The sequence below is a fragment of the Sporosarcina sp. JAI121 genome, from assembly GCF_013408665.1.
Lineage (GTDB): Bacteria > Bacillota > Bacilli > Bacillales_A > Planococcaceae > Sporosarcina.
Genome location: NZ_JACCCL010000002.1, coordinates 74031 through 89949, shown reverse-complemented (window position 1 = coordinate 89949; position 15919 = coordinate 74031). Strand labels below are relative to the sequence as shown.

The 15919-nt window shown below is 45.0% G+C and carries 14 protein-coding genes; 1 reads left to right on the top strand and 13 read right to left on the bottom strand.

Annotated features, from left to right (window positions below; translation table 11 throughout):
- Nucleotides 1–31 precede the first annotated feature (31 nt).
- The 11 genes from HDC33_RS11940 to HDC33_RS11890 form a co-directional block, all read right to left on the bottom strand.
- A complete protein-coding gene (locus HDC33_RS11940; protein ID WP_179392810.1) occupies nt 32–1672 on the bottom strand; it encodes a peptide ABC transporter substrate-binding protein in 1641 nt (546 codons plus the stop codon).
- 59 nt (nt 1673–1731) lie between these two features.
- Complete coding sequence (locus HDC33_RS11935; RefSeq protein ID WP_370457473.1) at nt 1732–2712, bottom strand: ABC transporter ATP-binding protein; 981 nt, start codon at nt 2710–2712, stop codon at nt 1732–1734.
- A gap of 144 nt (nt 2713–2856) precedes the next feature.
- Complete coding sequence (locus HDC33_RS11930; RefSeq protein ID WP_179393137.1) at nt 2857–3795, bottom strand: ABC transporter permease; 939 nt, start codon at nt 3793–3795, stop codon at nt 2857–2859.
- Nucleotides 3795–4730, bottom strand: coding sequence for an ABC transporter permease (locus tag HDC33_RS11925; RefSeq protein ID WP_179392808.1), 936 nt, complete (start codon nt 4728–4730; stop codon nt 3795–3797). Before HDC33_RS11925 ends, HDC33_RS11930 begins: the two co-directional genes overlap by 1 nt.
- Nucleotides 4731–4742: 12 nt before the next feature.
- On the bottom strand, nt 4743–5567 hold the full coding sequence (locus HDC33_RS11920) for a M55 family metallopeptidase (RefSeq protein WP_179392807.1): 825 nt from the start codon (nt 5565–5567) through the stop codon (nt 4743–4745).
- A gap of 144 nt (nt 5568–5711) precedes the next feature.
- A complete protein-coding gene (opp4A, locus tag HDC33_RS11915; protein WP_179392806.1) occupies nt 5712–7547 on the bottom strand; it encodes an oligopeptide ABC transporter substrate-binding protein in 1836 nt (611 codons plus the stop codon).
- Between the two features lie 18 nt (nt 7548–7565).
- Nucleotides 7566–8474, bottom strand: coding sequence for an ABC transporter permease (locus HDC33_RS11910; protein WP_179392805.1), 909 nt, complete (start codon nt 8472–8474; stop codon nt 7566–7568).
- 29 nt (nt 8475–8503) lie between these two features.
- Nucleotides 8504–9466 (bottom strand): oligopeptide ABC transporter permease, encoded by a 963-nt coding sequence (gene opp4B, locus HDC33_RS11905; RefSeq protein ID WP_179392804.1) that lies wholly within the window; start codon nt 9464–9466, stop codon nt 8504–8506.
- A 5-nt stretch (nt 9467–9471) separates the two neighbouring features.
- Nucleotides 9472–10404, bottom strand: a complete 933-nt coding sequence (locus HDC33_RS11900; RefSeq protein WP_179392803.1) for an ABC transporter ATP-binding protein — start codon at nt 10402–10404, stop codon at nt 9472–9474.
- A complete protein-coding gene (locus HDC33_RS11895) occupies nt 10391–11407 on the bottom strand; it encodes an ABC transporter ATP-binding protein (protein ID WP_179392802.1) in 1017 nt (338 codons plus the stop codon). Before HDC33_RS11895 ends, HDC33_RS11900 begins: the two co-directional genes overlap by 14 nt.
- A gap of 455 nt (nt 11408–11862) precedes the next feature.
- Nucleotides 11863–12837 (bottom strand): DUF4003 family protein, encoded by a 975-nt coding sequence (locus HDC33_RS11890; protein ID WP_179392801.1) that lies wholly within the window; start codon nt 12835–12837, stop codon nt 11863–11865.
- Nucleotides 12838–12956: 119 nt separating this feature from the next.
- Between HDC33_RS11890 and HDC33_RS11885 the strand changes: the two genes are divergently transcribed.
- On the top strand, nt 12957–13787 hold the full coding sequence (locus HDC33_RS11885; protein WP_179392800.1) for an AAC(3) family N-acetyltransferase: 831 nt from the start codon (nt 12957–12959) through the stop codon (nt 13785–13787).
- Nucleotides 13788–13921: 134 nt separating this feature from the next.
- On the opposite strand, the gene trpA is transcribed toward HDC33_RS11885, so the two are convergent.
- Nucleotides 13922–14710 carry a tryptophan synthase subunit alpha gene (trpA, locus tag HDC33_RS11880; protein WP_179392799.1) on the bottom strand — a complete coding sequence of 263 codons (789 nt, stop codon included), beginning with the start codon at nt 14708–14710 and terminating at the stop codon, nt 13922–13924.
- Nucleotides 14700–15917 carry a tryptophan synthase subunit beta gene (trpB, locus tag HDC33_RS11875; RefSeq protein WP_179392798.1) on the bottom strand — a complete coding sequence of 406 codons (1218 nt, stop codon included), beginning with the start codon at nt 15915–15917 and terminating at the stop codon, nt 14700–14702. The genes trpA and trpB overlap by 11 nt, the downstream gene beginning before the upstream one ends.
- Nucleotides 15918–15919: the final 2 nt, after the last annotated feature.

Genomic DNA, 15919 nt, shown 5'->3' with positions numbered 1-15919 from the left:
GCGGCGTCACAACGGACGCCGCGACTTTCACTTAGTTCTTATCCGTATATTTCAAGTCGACATAACCAACCGGGTGACGCAGAATTCCGGTTACCCCCGGCTTTTCGAGCGTTGTCTGGTTGTAATAATAAACCGGGAAGACAGGCATTTCTTCCATTAGAAGCTGATCCGCCTGTTTCAGCAATTCCCACCGCTTGTTTTCATCTGTCTCGTTTTTAATATCCGTTATCAGCTTATCATATTCAGCATTCGACCACGTTGTCCGGTTCATGGAAGAGTCTGTGATGAAACTTTCAAGAGCATTTACAGGATCCGCATAGTCGTGCAAGAAAGAAGAGCGGGACATCTGGTATTTAAATTCTTTTTGTTCTGACGCGAATACTGCGCTCTCAACGTTTTGCAACCCTACGTCAACGCCAAGAACATCCTTGAACGTTGCTTGTAGCGCTACCGCGATATTTTGATGGGACGGGCTCGTTGAATATGTCAATTCTACTTTCGGCAAGTCCGTATAGCCTTCTTCTTTCATTCCTTCTTCTAGAAGCTTTTTCGCTTCGTCTTTATTGAATTCAACAAGTTTACCAACGGAATCACGGAATTCCTTGCCATCCGGACCGATGAATCCATATGTGACGAAACCGTGCGCTGGTTTCTCACCATTTTTCGTTACGTACTCAACGATTTCTTCTTGATTAACCGCAAGTCCGAATGCTTTTCGAATCTTCTTATTTGTGAAAGGCTCCATCGACGTATTGAAACGGAAGAAGTAAAGGCCCGCTTGGTCGTCGATGCGGAGTTCATCGCTGTCCTTCAACTGCTCCGCAAGTTCAGGCGGCACACCCGATTGATCCAACTCACCTGATTGGTACATCTGATACTCAGTAGTCGGATCGTTGACCATCGCCCACTCCACTTTATCAAGCTTTACAACGTCTGCATCCCAATAGTTTTCATTCTTTTCGAATACGAAATTTACATCATGTTCCCACGAAGCTAATTTGAAAGGACCGTTTCCAACAAATGACGAAGCTTCCGTGAACCATTTTGGATCGGCGGTCGCCACTTTTTCATTTATCGGAAAGAAACTCGGGTTAGTGATGATATTTAAGAACGCTTCATTCGGCGTTGTCAATTTCACAACAAACGTCTTAGCGTCCGGCGCTTCTACTGCGACATCCTCAACAGTACCTTCGCCATTATTATAAGCTTCCGCCCCCTCGATGAAATACGCCAGGAACGACGCTGGAGAGGCTGTTTCCGGGTCGAGCATGTGACGCCAAGCAAAGACGAAATCCCCTGCAACGACCGGGTCTCCGTTCGACCATTTCGCGTTTTCACGAATCGTGAACGTATACGTCAAGCCATCTTCGGAAACATCGATCTTCTCCGCTGTAGCTTCTACAGCCAAGTGATCTTCCGATAGACGCGTCAATCCTTCCATCAAGTTATTCAATGCACTCCATGAGACTGCATTGAACCCGACTGATGGATCGAATGATGTCGGCTCCTCCCCATTGTTCAAGTAGAGGATTTTTTCTGCTGCGACCGGTTCCTCTTTTTTACTGTCATCCTTCTCTTTCTCTGGTTCTTTCCCTGCATCTTTTGTAGCTGTACAAGCCGCGAGCACAAGCGCAAGCATCGCTACAATAAGAAACGTCAACCATTTCTTCATACAAAATCCCCCTTTGTTTGTGATGCATATGGAAGCACTTTCGTGCGTGTTACCAACGTTTAGGCAAAAACCAGTTTCGCGCGTTCATCCTGCAACCAGCAATTGACTGCATGGTCTGCCGAGATTTGCGTCGTTTCGGGATAGACGCGATCGCAGACATCCATCGCAAACGGACATCTTGCCGTGAATGGACAGCCTTCCGGCGGAGAAAATAAGTCGGGCGGCGTTCCCTCGATCGGCTGAAGTTCTTCTTCTTTCAAATCAAGCCGCGGAACCGAATTAAGCAAGCCTTTCGTATACGGGTGTTGCGGTGTATAGAAAATTTCGCGTTTCTCTCCGATTTCAATCACTTTGCCTGCGTACATGACGGCGATACGGTCCGCAATTTTGGCGACGACGCCTAGATCATGCGTAATAAGGATGATCGATACACCCGTCTTTTCCTGGATTTCATCAAACAGTTCAAGAATTTGCGCCTGAATTGTTACATCTAATGCGGTTGTCGGCTCGTCCGCAATTAGTAGCTCCGGCTCACAAATAAGGGCGATCGCGATAACAATACGTTGCCTCATTCCGCCTGAAAATTGATGCGGATATTGTTTCAACCGTTCTTGCGGATTCGGAATGCCGACCAACTCCAGCATTTCAATCGCTTTCTTCCGTGCATCCGCCTTACTTGCCTTGTGATGCGTCCGATACCCTTCTGTCAGCTGTTCGCCAATCTGCAGCGTCGGATTCAAAGCGGTCATCGGGTCTTGGAAAATCATCGAAATATCGACGCCTTGAATCTTCCGGAGACCCGCTTTACTCAATTTCGTCAGATTTTTCCCTTTGAAAAGCACTTTTCCGTTCTTGATTTTCCCCGGCGGCTGTGGAATTAGTCCCATGATTGTGTTTGCCGTTACACTTTTCCCGCATCCCGATTCTCCGACGATTGCGAGTGTCTCCCCTTTATATAGTTCGAACGACACGCCGCGCAGCGCTTGGACTTCGCCGCCGAATGTCGTGAATGAGACATGTAAATTTTCAACTGTAAGCACCTTTTCAGTTGAAACTACTTTTCTTTTTCTTTTCTTGCCCTGCTTTTTGTCTGACTCTCCTTGCCGTTCCGCGAGTAATACGTCTTCCTGCCGGTTACGAATGAGTTCGTTTGCATTATCCAATTGATGTTCATTCAAATCCCATCACCCCCTCAGTTTCGGATCGAGCGCATCTTGCATACCGTCACCAAGGACGTTAAATGCAAACATCGTCATTGAAATGAAAAATGCCGGGAAGAATAATCGCCACCAATAACCTGACAAGATGACAGGTAGCGCGTCATTCGCCATCACTCCCCAACTCGCAAATGGTGTTTGAATGCCGAGCCCCAAAAAGCTGAGGAAGGCCTCCGCAAATATTGCGCTTGGCACAGTAAGAGTCATCTGGACGATAATCGGGCCCATCGTATTCGGAAGCAAGTTTTTCCGAATGATCCTCGGCGTCTTGGCACCGAATGACTTTGATGCGGTGACAAATTCATAGTTTTTGATTTGGAGAACCTGTCCCCTTACAATCCGTGCCATTCCGACCCATCCCGTTATGGTCAACGCAATGATGATTGTCGTCAAACTAGCGCCCATAACGACCATCAGCAAGATGACAACGAGAAGATGCGGCAAACCGTATAAAATCTCGATGATACGCATCATTAGCGTGTCGGTCCGACCGCCTTTGTAGCCGCTGATGCCACCGTAAATGATGCCAATAAAGAAATCGATTAAAGCCGCCATGACACCTACAAACAAAGATATACGTGCGCCGTACCATGTACGGGTGAAGACGTCGCGCCCTGCCTCGTCCGTTCCGAACCAATGTTCAGCGGAAGGTGCTTTGTTCTGGTTCGGAAAATCCGTTCCCGTCACGGTATGCGAAGAGAATATCGGACCGAATATCGCAAATAAGGTCAATACGATAAGAAAAATAAGCCCGCTAATCGCCAATTTGTTTTTCCGCAAGCGATGCCAGGCATCTTTCCAATATGACAGTGACGGCCTGACGACCGATTCTGCCTCTTCCGAATCCTTCCCCTTTGGCCTGAACCATTCATCCGGTACTATTAGCCTCTCTTCTTTCTGTACCATCACACATCACCATCCTTCCGGTGCAATTTAATGCGCGGGTCCAGGAAGCCGTAAACGCTATCAACGAGGAACAGCATGAAGACGAGAAAGGCACTATAAAAAACGGTCGAACCCATGATCACAGGATAATCCCGGTTATTAATGCTTTCCACGAAATATTTCCCCATTCCCGGAATTGCAAAAATTTTCTCGATGACGAACGTGCCAGTCAAAATCCCCGCCAACATCGTTCCCATTATAGTGACGACGGGCATAAGTGCATTGCGAAGTGCATGACGGACGACGATGCGGAACGGAGTGAGCCCTTTCGCTCGCGCCATCTTCATATAATCCTGTGTCAATACTTCAAGCATACTTGCCCGCGTAAGCCGGGCGATGATCGCCATCGGTCCCGTTGCAAGTGCCAACGTCGGCAATATCATATGAAGCGGACTGCTCCATGTAGCGGGCGGCAGCCATTGCCAAGTAACGGCGACTTGTTGAATTAATAACGTGGCAAGCACGAAGTTCGGGACTGATATTCCGACGACGGCAAACGCCATGGCCATATAGTCAATAATGCCGTTATGCCGGAGTGCTGCAAATGTACCAAGAATAATACCCGATACGACCGCGACAAGGATAGTAATCATGCCGAGTTCAAATGATATCGGGAATCCCCTGGCGAGTAAGCTATTCACCGACTCATTCGGTTTTTTTATAGAAGGTCCGAAATCGAATGTCGCAATCGACTTCAAATAATGCACGTATTGAACAGTAACCGGCTGATCGAGTTTATAGAACTTTTCCAGATTCGCCTGGATTGTTGGATTCGATGTCCTTTCTTCATCGAACGGCGATCCAGGTATTGAGTGCATGAGGAAAAAGGTCAATGTCGCGATGATGAGAATCGTAGCGATCATCATGAAAAATCGTTTGACTATGTATACCGCCATGAATCATTCCCCCTAGCAAAACTTTGTTTGCATCGCAAGTTCAACCATAACCAGCATCGCTCGATAGGCCTCGATGATATCTTTCGCCTCGAACTTCACAATTGTCGTCCCCGGCATGATTTCACAGCCTGGCATAAGAGCCGCCCATTCGGCCTGCCCATAGTTTGTAAATTCAATGCGGAGTACTGGATTCTCGGGTGGTACGAGCGGTTGAATCGACTGAAGTTTTGCAATCGCCTCGGCCGTCTTCTCTTCCAACAACACGTGTGCCTTTTTGGGATGCAGTGTTTGAACTGCGGAACGGGAGATTGATTGTTTCACGACCGCTGTCACTACGCCCGGAATCAATGCTTCAGCCTCCCTGCAAGCTCCGTCATCGCCGGCAACCATGATGACCGGTACACCGAAATGTCCCGCGACGTACGCATTGAAACCAAGTTCTCCAATTTCTATATCATTGATATACATATTCCTTACACCAAAAATCATCGAATGGCTCATGACGCCCGGTTGACCGGCACGTGCGTGATAACCAGCGAAAATTGCACCTGCAAACGTTTCGTCAATCGACTGCACCATGGAAAGCGGTTTCAAATCGCCCGTTATGAGATCGGCATCCGGATGAATTTCTTCGACTAGAAGATTATTCATTTTTGAATGGCTATCATTGACAAGAACCCGCTCAGCCCCTTTTTTAAACGCCGCGCGGATGATTGCATTGGCTTCCTCCGTCATAATACGCCGCGCCCGCTCATAGTTATGCCTAGCTGAATCAACGAACGTATAATCCGGCAGCCCTGTAATACCCTCCATGTCAATAGATACATATATTCTCATATGCAAGCCCCCTCTAGCTGTCTCCCAATAGACTGAATGATTTGACATTAATTATATCTAATTTCTGTAAATATTACAATATTATTTCATAAAAGAAAAACTTGTAGAGGAACTCCCCTACAAGCGAAAAATGTAAATCTTAACTTATTTATCAGCGAAAGGTTTATCTGCCGTTACCTCAATATCGCTTCGATATATGCCTGTTCCATCGCCAATTGCATAGTTCAACACCCGGTTATTGACTGGTACTAGTGCCGCACGATACAACGTAGGGAATACAGGTACTTCTTCTGACATCAGTTGCTGCCACTCATTATAAATTTCTTTACGTTTCTCGACATCGAATGCCTCTTCAGAGATACCTTCAGCCAACAGACGATCATTTTCTTCATTTTCCCAACGAGAGAAGTTATATAATACGTTATTAGCGTATAGACCACTTGGATCCACATCGATACCTACGCCCCAAGCAGCTGCATAAACATCAATATCAGGATTGTCGTTTCCTTTTTGCCCAACACCTTCATAAAAAGTATTGAATTCTTGCAGTCGACCATCTAACAGCTGCACTTTCAACCCAACAGCTTCCCATGCTTGGATATAATATTGTGCCAAAGGTTCAGCGATGTCATCACCTGACATAGCAGCATAATTGATGACCAATGGTTTTCCTTCTTTATCTTCACGGATACCATCACCATCAACATCTTTGAATCCAGCATCTTCAAGCAATTGTTTTGCTTTTTCAGGGTCATAAGGTGTACCAGGATTTGTTTCATCATGATATTCCGGGTGTGATGGCGGAATCAGAGTTGTTGCAGCCCAACGCAGGCCGTGGTAGAACTTCTTACCTACCGTATCGTTATCAACAGCATGCCACATAGCTTTACGTAAATTTACATCTGCCATTTTCGCATCGGGATTAGGTTTCACTACCTTCTTTTCTTTATCCCAAGAACCCAGTTTAAATCCAACATACGAGTACGCGCGATCTACAGCACCTAAAAATTCTACGTTCGACATATCGGCATTATCCGGGAATTGAGCTACCGGGAAATCACTTACTGTATCCACGTCACCTTTTTTCAATGATTGAACAACAACATTTGGATTGATTACTTTTAAAGTAACTGTGTCGAGCTTCGGTGCCCCGCGCCAGTAGTCTTCATTTTTCGTAAATGTGACTGACTCTCCAGGCACGATTGTATCAACTTTAAACGGACCAAAACCAATTGGTTTTTGACGTACTTCCGGTGAAGATGAGATATCTTTGACTGGCATATCGCCAAAGATATGCTTAGCAAGCGGGTATGTCCAGATACCGCCTGTTATAAGTGACGGCGTTGCTTCTTTATATGTGATTTTCAATACTTTATCACTAACTACTTCAATACCGGAAATTGTATCCGATGTACCTGCTTGGAATTCATCCATACCTACAATGTTAAGTACATCTCCCGCGCGTGGACCATCATAGTCAGCATGGCCAATGACTTCATGTGCAAATAACCAGTCTTCTGCTGTAACCGGCTTCCCATCATGCCAGTTTACATTATCACGGATTGTGAATGTGAATGTTCTTCCATCTTCAGACGATTCATATGTTGCAGCTCCATCATTTGTGTACACAAAACTTGAATCCCACGTTAACAAGCCTTCGTCAAACCATTCAAGAACTTGTGAGTCAGGATCGCCTGAATAGAAGTTCCAGTTCAATGTCCCTTCAAAAGCGGTATCCGAAACGAGTCCGAATGTAAAGGCCCCCCCTTCAATCGCCTCCCCCTCATTGGTTTTTACATTACTGAAATCCTCGATGGAATAAAGTCCATCATCTTTGGCTTCCTCTTTCTTTCCTTCTTCTTTCTTGTCCCCTGAGTCTGCCGGCTTCGCGTCCTCTGTTTTATTGCACGCCGCTAACGCGAGCAGTAAAACAAGCAGCACTGCGAACAAAACTTTGCTTGCACTCTTCTTCCCCACCATATAAATCTCTCCCCCTTCTTATCCTCTTCTTTGTCTAGCATCAGTCGCACGTTTCAACGCTTGACCAACATTATTTATACTCAACATCAGCACCAAAATCAGTAGTGATGCAGGTAACCAAATCCACCATCTGAACTCCAAAGTTTGCGGGTTTCTTGCATAACTGACAAGTGTCCCAAGGCTTGGCGTACTTTCAGGAAAACCAAATCCTAAAAATGATAGTCCGGATTCCAAACCAATGTTTGCAGCTAAGTTCAAAGTCATAGAGACAATAATGATTGAACTTAAATTCGGCAAAACTTGTGTTAACATGATTTTCAGATTGGAAGAGCCGAGCGTCTTTGAAGCCTGAACATAGTCAAGTTCTGTTTCTTGCAACGCTTTCGACCGAATTAATCGCGCTTTTCCCATCCATAAAAATGCCGTCATGATTAAGGAAAATGACAAGATGGTATATTTAGGAGAAACCGATACAAACACAATGACAATCATCAAAAATGGTAAAATCATGAAAAAATCAACAATACGCATAACTATATTATCTATTTTCCCACCATAATACCCAGATACCAATCCAACCGTAATTCCGATGATGCCTGTCATTAGCGTTACGAGAATTCCGATTGAAAGTGAATTTCGTGTCCCAATAATCAGCTGTCCAAAAACATCTCGTCCCCCATAATCTGTGCCTAACCAAAATTCTTTGGATGGAGGTTGATGGATAGAAAACAAATCAACTGTCACAATCTCTTTTTGGTCTAAAAACAGTGATACGCCGTATACAAATAAAATTATTAATGTTAGAAAAACCAATGATGCGTAAGCTAGTTTATCCCGTACAATTTCACGCCAGATAATTAGCCAACCGGATGGACTTCTGTCGGTATCCTTAGTATTGTCGGGTAAATGGATTTTTTTCGCTTCCAACCTTAACCACCTCAATGTCTATCGAGTTCTTATTTTATACGAATGCGCGGGTCGACAAGACTTAATATAATATCCGAGATCAATGCACCTAAAATCGAGGCAATCCCAAATATTAAAACAACGGTTGTCACCACACTAAAATCGCGTAATGTAATTGATTCCAAAAACAGCTGGCCCATTCCTGGATAACCAAAGATGTTTTCAATAAAAATCGTCCCCCCGATTAACCCGGTAATTTCATACCCAAAAAAAGCGGCAATCGGCAGCAAAGAGTTCCTCAAAATATGACGGTTATAGACCCTGGATTCAGACGCGCCTTTTGCTCTTGCCGTCACAACAAAATCCTTCTGTTTCGTATCAATGATCTCACTCCGCAAATACTGAACGGTCGTAACCGTTGCGATGAGCGCCATCGATAATGCAGGGAGCATTAAGTGATTTATTTTACTTAATACATACTCGAATGTACCTGGGCTTAGCCCTGGCTTTACACTGCCACTGGTAGGAAACCAACCAAAATGAAAACCGAAAATCCAAACCATGATTAGAGCAAATATAAATAGCGGAGCTGCAAATCCTACGTATGTGTAACCTGTTATTAAACGATCAGCCCATGTATCGTTATACCGTCCACTAGTAATCCCAAGAGGTATCGCGATTAAATAAGTCAAGATTAACGTGGCAAGGGAAAGCCAAAAAGTATTAATAAGCCGTTGAGAGATTAATTCAGTAACCGGCATTTTAAAGCGAAAAGATTGTCCAAAATCCCCCTGGATTACCCCCTTAATCCAGTCGACATATTGAATATGCCAAGGGTTATTTAGGCCAAGTCTATCTCTCATTGCTTCTATCGTAGCTGGATCAATGCTTGGATCAATCAAACCACTTAATGCATCACCGGGCATCATTTTTGCCATTATGAATATTAAAATACTGAGTAGTGCAATTTGTGGAATCATAATTCCTATTCGACGTACAGTGAATTTCCACATATCATTCACCCTCTCCCAGGCAAAGCCACTAAATGTGTGTCCGATACAGGCTGTAATTGATAGGCCAAGCCCTTGTCATCGAAATAATCGTTATACGACTGCTCGTATTCTTCCTTTACTGTTCGGCGGAATTGTAACTGTTGTTCACGTTTTCTAGGATCAATATCAGGAATCGCAGCAACAAGCCGTCTTGAATAAATATGTTGTGGGTTGGTAAAGATATCTTCCGGAGTCCCTTCTTCTACATAGCGCCCCTTATACATAATTCCGATACGATCGCACATATGTTTGATGATTCCTAGGTCATGACTGATAAATAGATATGTCAAACCTAACTCTTTCTGAATTTTCTGCATAAAATTTAATACTTGCGCTTGAACGGACACATCAAGGGCCGATACAGGTTCGTCGGCAATAATCAATTTAGGTTTTAATGCAATCGCCCGGGCAATTCCAATCCGTTGGCGCTGTCCACCTGAGAATTCATGCGGATATTTATGTATACTTTCCGGACTTAAACCGACAAGTTCCAATAATTCCTGAACACGCTTCTTTTCTTCCCTTTTTGAAAGGTTTTCATAATTCCGAAGCGGTTCAGCCACAATGTCAAATACTCTTTTTTTCGGATTCAATGTGGAATACGGATCTTGAAAAATCATTTGTATATCCCTGCGTGCACTCATTTTCGACCGGCGCAAATTAGTAATGTCCTGTCCATCAAAAAGAACATTTCCCGAGGTGATCTTATTTAAACCGATGATTGCCCGTCCGGTTGTTGTTTTGCCAGATCCGGATTCGCCAACAAGCCCATATGTCTTCCCTTTTTCAATCGAAAACGAGACGCCGTCAACCGCTTTGACATGGTCGATAGTCCTGCCTAATAAACCGCCTGTTATTGGAAAATGGACTTTTAAATTTTTCACTTCAAGAAACGACATGGTGCTGATCCCCCTTGCTTTTTTCAGGGAAATAAAAGTTTCGATAACAGGTACAACGTACAAAATGACCTGGATTCACTTCATGTAATTCCGGGTTTTTCTCATGGGCCGAACTATCCACCCATGGAATTCTTGGGCTAAACCGACAACCTTCTCGCGGCAAGTTTTGTAACGACGGTACAATCCCCTCAATTACATGCAGTTCGGATTGCACTACATTTGAATTCGGAACAGAGTTCAACAATGATCTTGTATAGGGATGCAGAGGATTTTCAAATAAGGTATAGACATCTGCAATTTCAACAATTTGACCTGCATACATGACGGCGACACGGTCCGCCATTTCGGCAACGACGCCGAGATCATGTGTAATCAATATGATTCCTGCATGAATATCCTCTTTGAGTTTTTTTAACAAATCGAGTATTTGCGATTGTATGGTCACATCCAGAGCAGTCGTCGGCTCATCCGCAATTAATAACTCCGGCTCATTGGCAATCGCCATCGCTATAACGACCCGTTGCCTCATCCCGCCTGATAATTCATGGGGGAATTGATTGTAAGTAAATGCCGGATGAAGGATACCAACCTTATCCAACAAATCAATCACTTTCTCCTTCCGATCCTTTTTCGCAAGCTTATTATTATGGATATATATGATTTCATCAATTTGATCACCGATAATCATTAACGGATTCAATGCTGAAAGTGAATCCTGAAAAATCATTCCCATTTCTTTTCCACGCAGTTCATTTAGCTTTGCTGGAGAAATATTAGCGATATCACGACCTTTGAAGTAAATATTCCCTTCGACATTCGCCTTACTATGAAGACCCATTATAGAAAAAGCAAGTGCACTTTTCCCGCATCCCGATTCCCCAACGATGGCCAGCAGTTCATTTTTTTTAACCGTCAATGATACATCGTCAACTGCCGCATAGTAGTTGTCTTTTATGCGAAATGAGGTTCGGAGATTTTCAATTTCCAATATTGGGTTTCCCAAGAAAACTTCCTCCTTACATAACGTGAGCTTAATAAAATATGAATAGTAAATTTTCTGACATCGCTCTACTTGCCCCAATATACTACAGAATTTTCTGCATGACAATACTATTTTTCCAGAATACTAAACATATGGATTGTTTCAATTGTGACAAACAGGTTACAAACGTTGCTGCAAAAGCATTTCTATATCCGAAACTTTTTTTATTTAATTTTGAAAATAAATGAGCTTTTTTAGGATCAAAATGCAAAAAAAGATTCCTTTCCGCCATGGAATGGAATCTTTTAGTAGTTATAATATATTGTGCGTCGTTGACCATTACGATTGTTTCACCGAGCAACCTGCATGGAACAATTATAACGACAGAAATGAACTCTTACGCGCAGACAACTTTTTCAAGCGGAAGATCTGTTTCGACATTAATTTTAAATACACTGATACGTGCAATTTCTAATTCAACTATTCGATGAATTTGCTGTCGAAGATGCAACCATCGCCGCAATCGTAGCAGCCATCACCGCTTGTTGGGCCTGAATGATCAATTCAATGGACGTTGCAAGACTCACGCTTGCCGCTTCCGCACTTTCTGTCAGTTCATGCATAATATATCCAATCGCTATGGACAATGCCATTTCCCTGTTCCACTTGAATAGTTTGGATTCCTCCAGCGTATGCGTCAACTCGACAATTTTTTTCAGTTCAGCATCATCTATCCCGAATACAGTCAAGAATCCGATCATCGGGTAATGGACAGGGCGTATTTTCGTGGTCCGCTTGAAATGGGATAGTATCTCCGCAGCTCTGGTAATTAAATTCGGATCATGTTTTATTTCTATGTACGTCAGCACCTGCGATAGCCATTGCAGTTCATTTCCCGAACGGAATCCCTCCGTTCGCAGTGCATCGTAATACATGCGCATGGATTTGGCATGTTCGATTGGATTCTCCCCCCTCTTCCCTAATAAAACCGCATACGCATAGTCGTCATCGGATGTCAGGAAGAAATGCTGTTTTTTTATCGCATCATAAAGCCTTTTCGCTTGACGAGCCTCCACTTCATAGAGCTCGGGATCGTTCGTCACGAGAAGTGCAGCTAAATAAGAATGGATTGTATTCCGAAAACCAAGACCTTTCAGCACTTGCTGTTTCGCAAATAAACGATTCACTTCTTTTTCAATATCTGCTCCCGGCTGGTCCAAAAATGCAGCCATCATCGGAAGAAGATTGCCCCGTAAGGGTGAAAGCCAGCCCGCTCTACTCTTAATGGCATCCATCACCCGACTCAGACTTACCGCGTCGAATTCCCGTTCAGATGTGACATAATACGATGTAATTGTTAGCACGACGTTTTTATCCACCGTCCAACCTGCCAACGACTTCACTTTTTCATATGTCGTTTCGACTTCCTGCCTAATCACATTCGCATCCATTGACCACATCTCCTTTTATATATGTACGCTTGTCCCAAGGAAAAGTTTCATGGGACTTGGCAATTCATCATCGAATTGCTATGCTTTTTGAAAATGACTATAGAATCGAGTGATCTAAAATGACCGAGTTTGAAACTATCCAACAAACTCCATCTTTTCAATCAAAAGAATCGGTAATAGAACAACTTAACACACTTGGCATCAAAATGGGTGACCACATCATCGTTCATTCATCTCTCAAATCGATGGGCTGGATTGCGGGTGGTGCCCAGGCGGTCGTCGAAGCATTGATGGAAACAGTGGCGCCGAGCGGTACAATCGTCATGTCCGCGCAGTCCGCCGATAATTCGGAGCCTTCCTACTGGATGTTGCCGCCTGTACCGGAAGCTTGGCACGAACCGATCCGTCAATCCATTCCTGCATATGATCCGCATCTGAGCCATCTACGCGGAATGGGTAAAATTGCAGACTGTTTCCACCGACATCCTGAAACAATCCGAAGTTCTCACCCTGCTCATTCATTTATGGCTTGGGGAGGAAATGCGGCCGACTGGATGAAGGAACATCCGCTCGATGATTCGTTCGGAACCGGTTCTCCGCTTGGAAAGATGCTGGATGCAAATGTGAAAATCATTTTGATTGGTGTCGGTTATGATTCGTGTACCGCATTGCATTTGTCCGAGTATTTAGCCCCTGGACTAACAGCTTCCCCGCAAGGCGCAGCTATCATTCAAAATGGCGAACGAATTTGGGCAACTTTTGAAATGGCCGATGTCGATTCGGACGTTTTCCCCGAATTGGGTATAGCCTTCGAGGAGATGAATCCCGGCGTTGCCCTGAGTGGCAAGTTAGGGCAAGCTTCATGTAAAGTCATTCCCATGAAACCGCTTGTCGATTTCGGGACTGGGTGGATGACGGAACGCAGAAAGTCGGAAGTGGTTTCTGAGTAAGTGTGGGAACAGTCAACTATACGACCAATTACGCGAACTATACGACAGATAATGTCAACTATACGGCATAGTAGCCGAACTGCATAAGAAACGCCCCTCCAAGCGCAATGTTCCGCGGAAGGAGGGGCGTTTTTTCAGCTATAAATTTCTTTTTTCGACGCTGTCACAAGTGCATGAACCTTTGTCAAATCATTGCGGTGTAAGGCATCAACAATGGCACTCCCCACAATGACGCCATCGGCAAGCGCGCCAATCGACAGCACCTGTTCAGGCGTTGAAATACCGAAACCGGCTAATACTGGCACCGGGCTCACCGCTTTCAACTGTTTCAAATGACCCGCAAGATTATCACCAAATCCATCCCGAACCCCTGTTATACCGTTCACCGTCACGGCGTAGACGAAACCTTCCGCCGCCGCAGTTATTTTCTCAACCCGCTCAGGTGGGCTCGTTAACGATACGAGCGGAATAAGTGCAATGTCTGACTCCGCAAGTGCATGTCGCAACAAATCGCTTTCCTCATGTGGCATATCAGGTACGATGAGACCACTAATCCCACTGTTGTGGCAATCCGTCGCAAATCGATCGATGCCATAGCGTAAAACTGGATTCAAATAAGTCATGATGACTAGCGGAACGATGACTTCATCCTTGAAGGAAGCAAGCTCTGCCAAAACTGTGCGTAGCGTTGCCCCTTTAGCAAGTGCACGCTCTCCTGCTTCTTGAATAACAGGGCCGTCCGCAACCGGATCTGAAAAGGGAATGCCAAGTTCGATGGCGGTCACGCCTGCTTCTTGAAGAAATAGAATGTTTTTCTTCAGCGTTTCGAGTCCGCCATCCCCCGCCATCATATATGGGATGAATGCTCTGTCTCCACGTTTTACACAATCAGTGATAGCATTTGTCAGGTTTTTAGTAGTCATTCAAGCCACCCCCTAAAGCATCCCGCACTGTTTGAACATCTTTATCGCCACGTCCGGAAAGACAAATCACAAGAATCTCTTCCTCCTCCATACTTCGTGCCAGCTCAACCGCATAGTGGACCGCATGTGCACTTTCAAGCGCCGGAATGATCCCCTCAACTTTCGCCAATAACTGCAAGCCTTCCAATGCACCCGCATCCGTTACTGACGTATACGTCACGCGTCCGATATCATGCAAATAACTATGCTCCGGACCGACGGCGGGATAATCCAGACCCGCCGAAATGGAATGCGCCTCCTGGATGAATCCGTCATCGTCTTGCAAAACATACATAAATGCACCATGCAGGACCCCTTCTTTGCCGTCCGCAATCGCAGCCGCATGGAGTCCTGTTTCAATACCGCTTCCAGCCGCTTCAACTCCGTACAGTGCAACTTCTTCATCGTCCACGAACGGGTGGAACATGCCGATAGCATTGCTGCCGCCGCCGATACATGCGACAACCGCATCGGGTAGCCGTCCTTCTTTCTCCACAATTTGCCGTCTTGTTTCCACGCCGATGACACGCTGGAAGTCACGGACAATTTTCGGGAATGGATGCGGGCCAAGGGCTGATCCTAATATGTAATGTGTGTCTTCCACATTTGCAACCCAATAGCGCAGCGCCTCGTTAACAGCATCTTTCAGTGTACCGGAGCCTTTATCGACTGAAACGACTGTGGCCCCGAGTAATTCCATACGGAACACATTCAACTCCTGCCTGCGAATATCTTCTTTCCCCATGTAAATAACGCATTCAAGATCAAACAAAGCACATACCGTTGCCGTTGCCACCCCGTGCTGTCCCGCTCCGGTTTCCGCAACAATCTTCTTTTTGCCCATTCGCTTCGCAAGGAGGGCTTGGCCGATTGTGTTATTGATTTTATGTGCACCTGTATGGTTTAAATCTTCCCGTTTCAGGTATATCTTTGCACCGCCCGCCGCTTTCGTAAGCCTTTCCGCGAAGTAAAGAGGCGTCTCGCGTCCGACGAAATCCTTTAAATAATAGCCCACCTCATCCACGAAAGCCGGATCTGCAACTGCTTCATCGTATGCAGCCTCCAATTCAATAAGTGCCGTCATTAACGTTTCAGGAACGAATTGTCCGCCGAACCTTCCGTACCTCCCTGCTTGAGCAGTTTGAGAACCATCCAATTCTTTTACCATAG

Bases quoted from the DNA above. Each gene is read 5' to 3' on its own strand.
- HDC33_RS11925 (WP_179392808.1), bottom strand. From the start codon at position 4,730: ATGGCGGTATACATAGTCAAACGATTTTTCATGATGATCGCTACGATT.
- HDC33_RS11885 (WP_179392800.1), top strand. From the start codon at position 12,957: ATGACCGAGTTTGAAACTATCCAACAAACTCCATCTTTTCAATCAAAA.
- opp4B (WP_179392804.1), bottom strand. From the start codon at position 9,466: ATGTGGAAATTCACTGTACGTCGAATAGGAATTATGATTCCACAAATT.
- HDC33_RS11900 (WP_179392803.1), bottom strand. From the start codon at position 10,404: ATGTCGTTTCTTGAAGTGAAAAATTTAAAAGTCCATTTTCCAATAACA.
- HDC33_RS11920 (WP_179392807.1), bottom strand. From the start codon at position 5,567: ATGAGAATATATGTATCTATTGACATGGAGGGTATTACAGGGCTGCCG.
- opp4A (WP_179392806.1), bottom strand. From the start codon at position 7,547: ATGGTGGGGAAGAAGAGTGCAAGCAAAGTTTTGTTCGCAGTGCTGCTT.
- HDC33_RS11940 (WP_179392810.1), bottom strand. From the start codon at position 1,672: ATGAAGAAATGGTTGACGTTTCTTATTGTAGCGATGCTTGCGCTTGTG.
- HDC33_RS11930 (WP_179393137.1), bottom strand. From the start codon at position 3,795: ATGGTACAGAAAGAAGAGAGGCTAATAGTACCGGATGAATGGTTCAGG.
- HDC33_RS11890 (WP_179392801.1), bottom strand. From the start codon at position 12,837: ATGGATGCGAATGTGATTAGGCAGGAAGTCGAAACGACATATGAAAAA.
- trpB (WP_179392798.1), bottom strand. From the start codon at position 15,917: ATGGTAAAAGAATTGGATGGTTCTCAAACTGCTCAAGCAGGGAGGTAC.
- trpA (WP_179392799.1), bottom strand. From the start codon at position 14,710: ATGACTACTAAAAACCTGACAAATGCTATCACTGATTGTGTAAAACGT.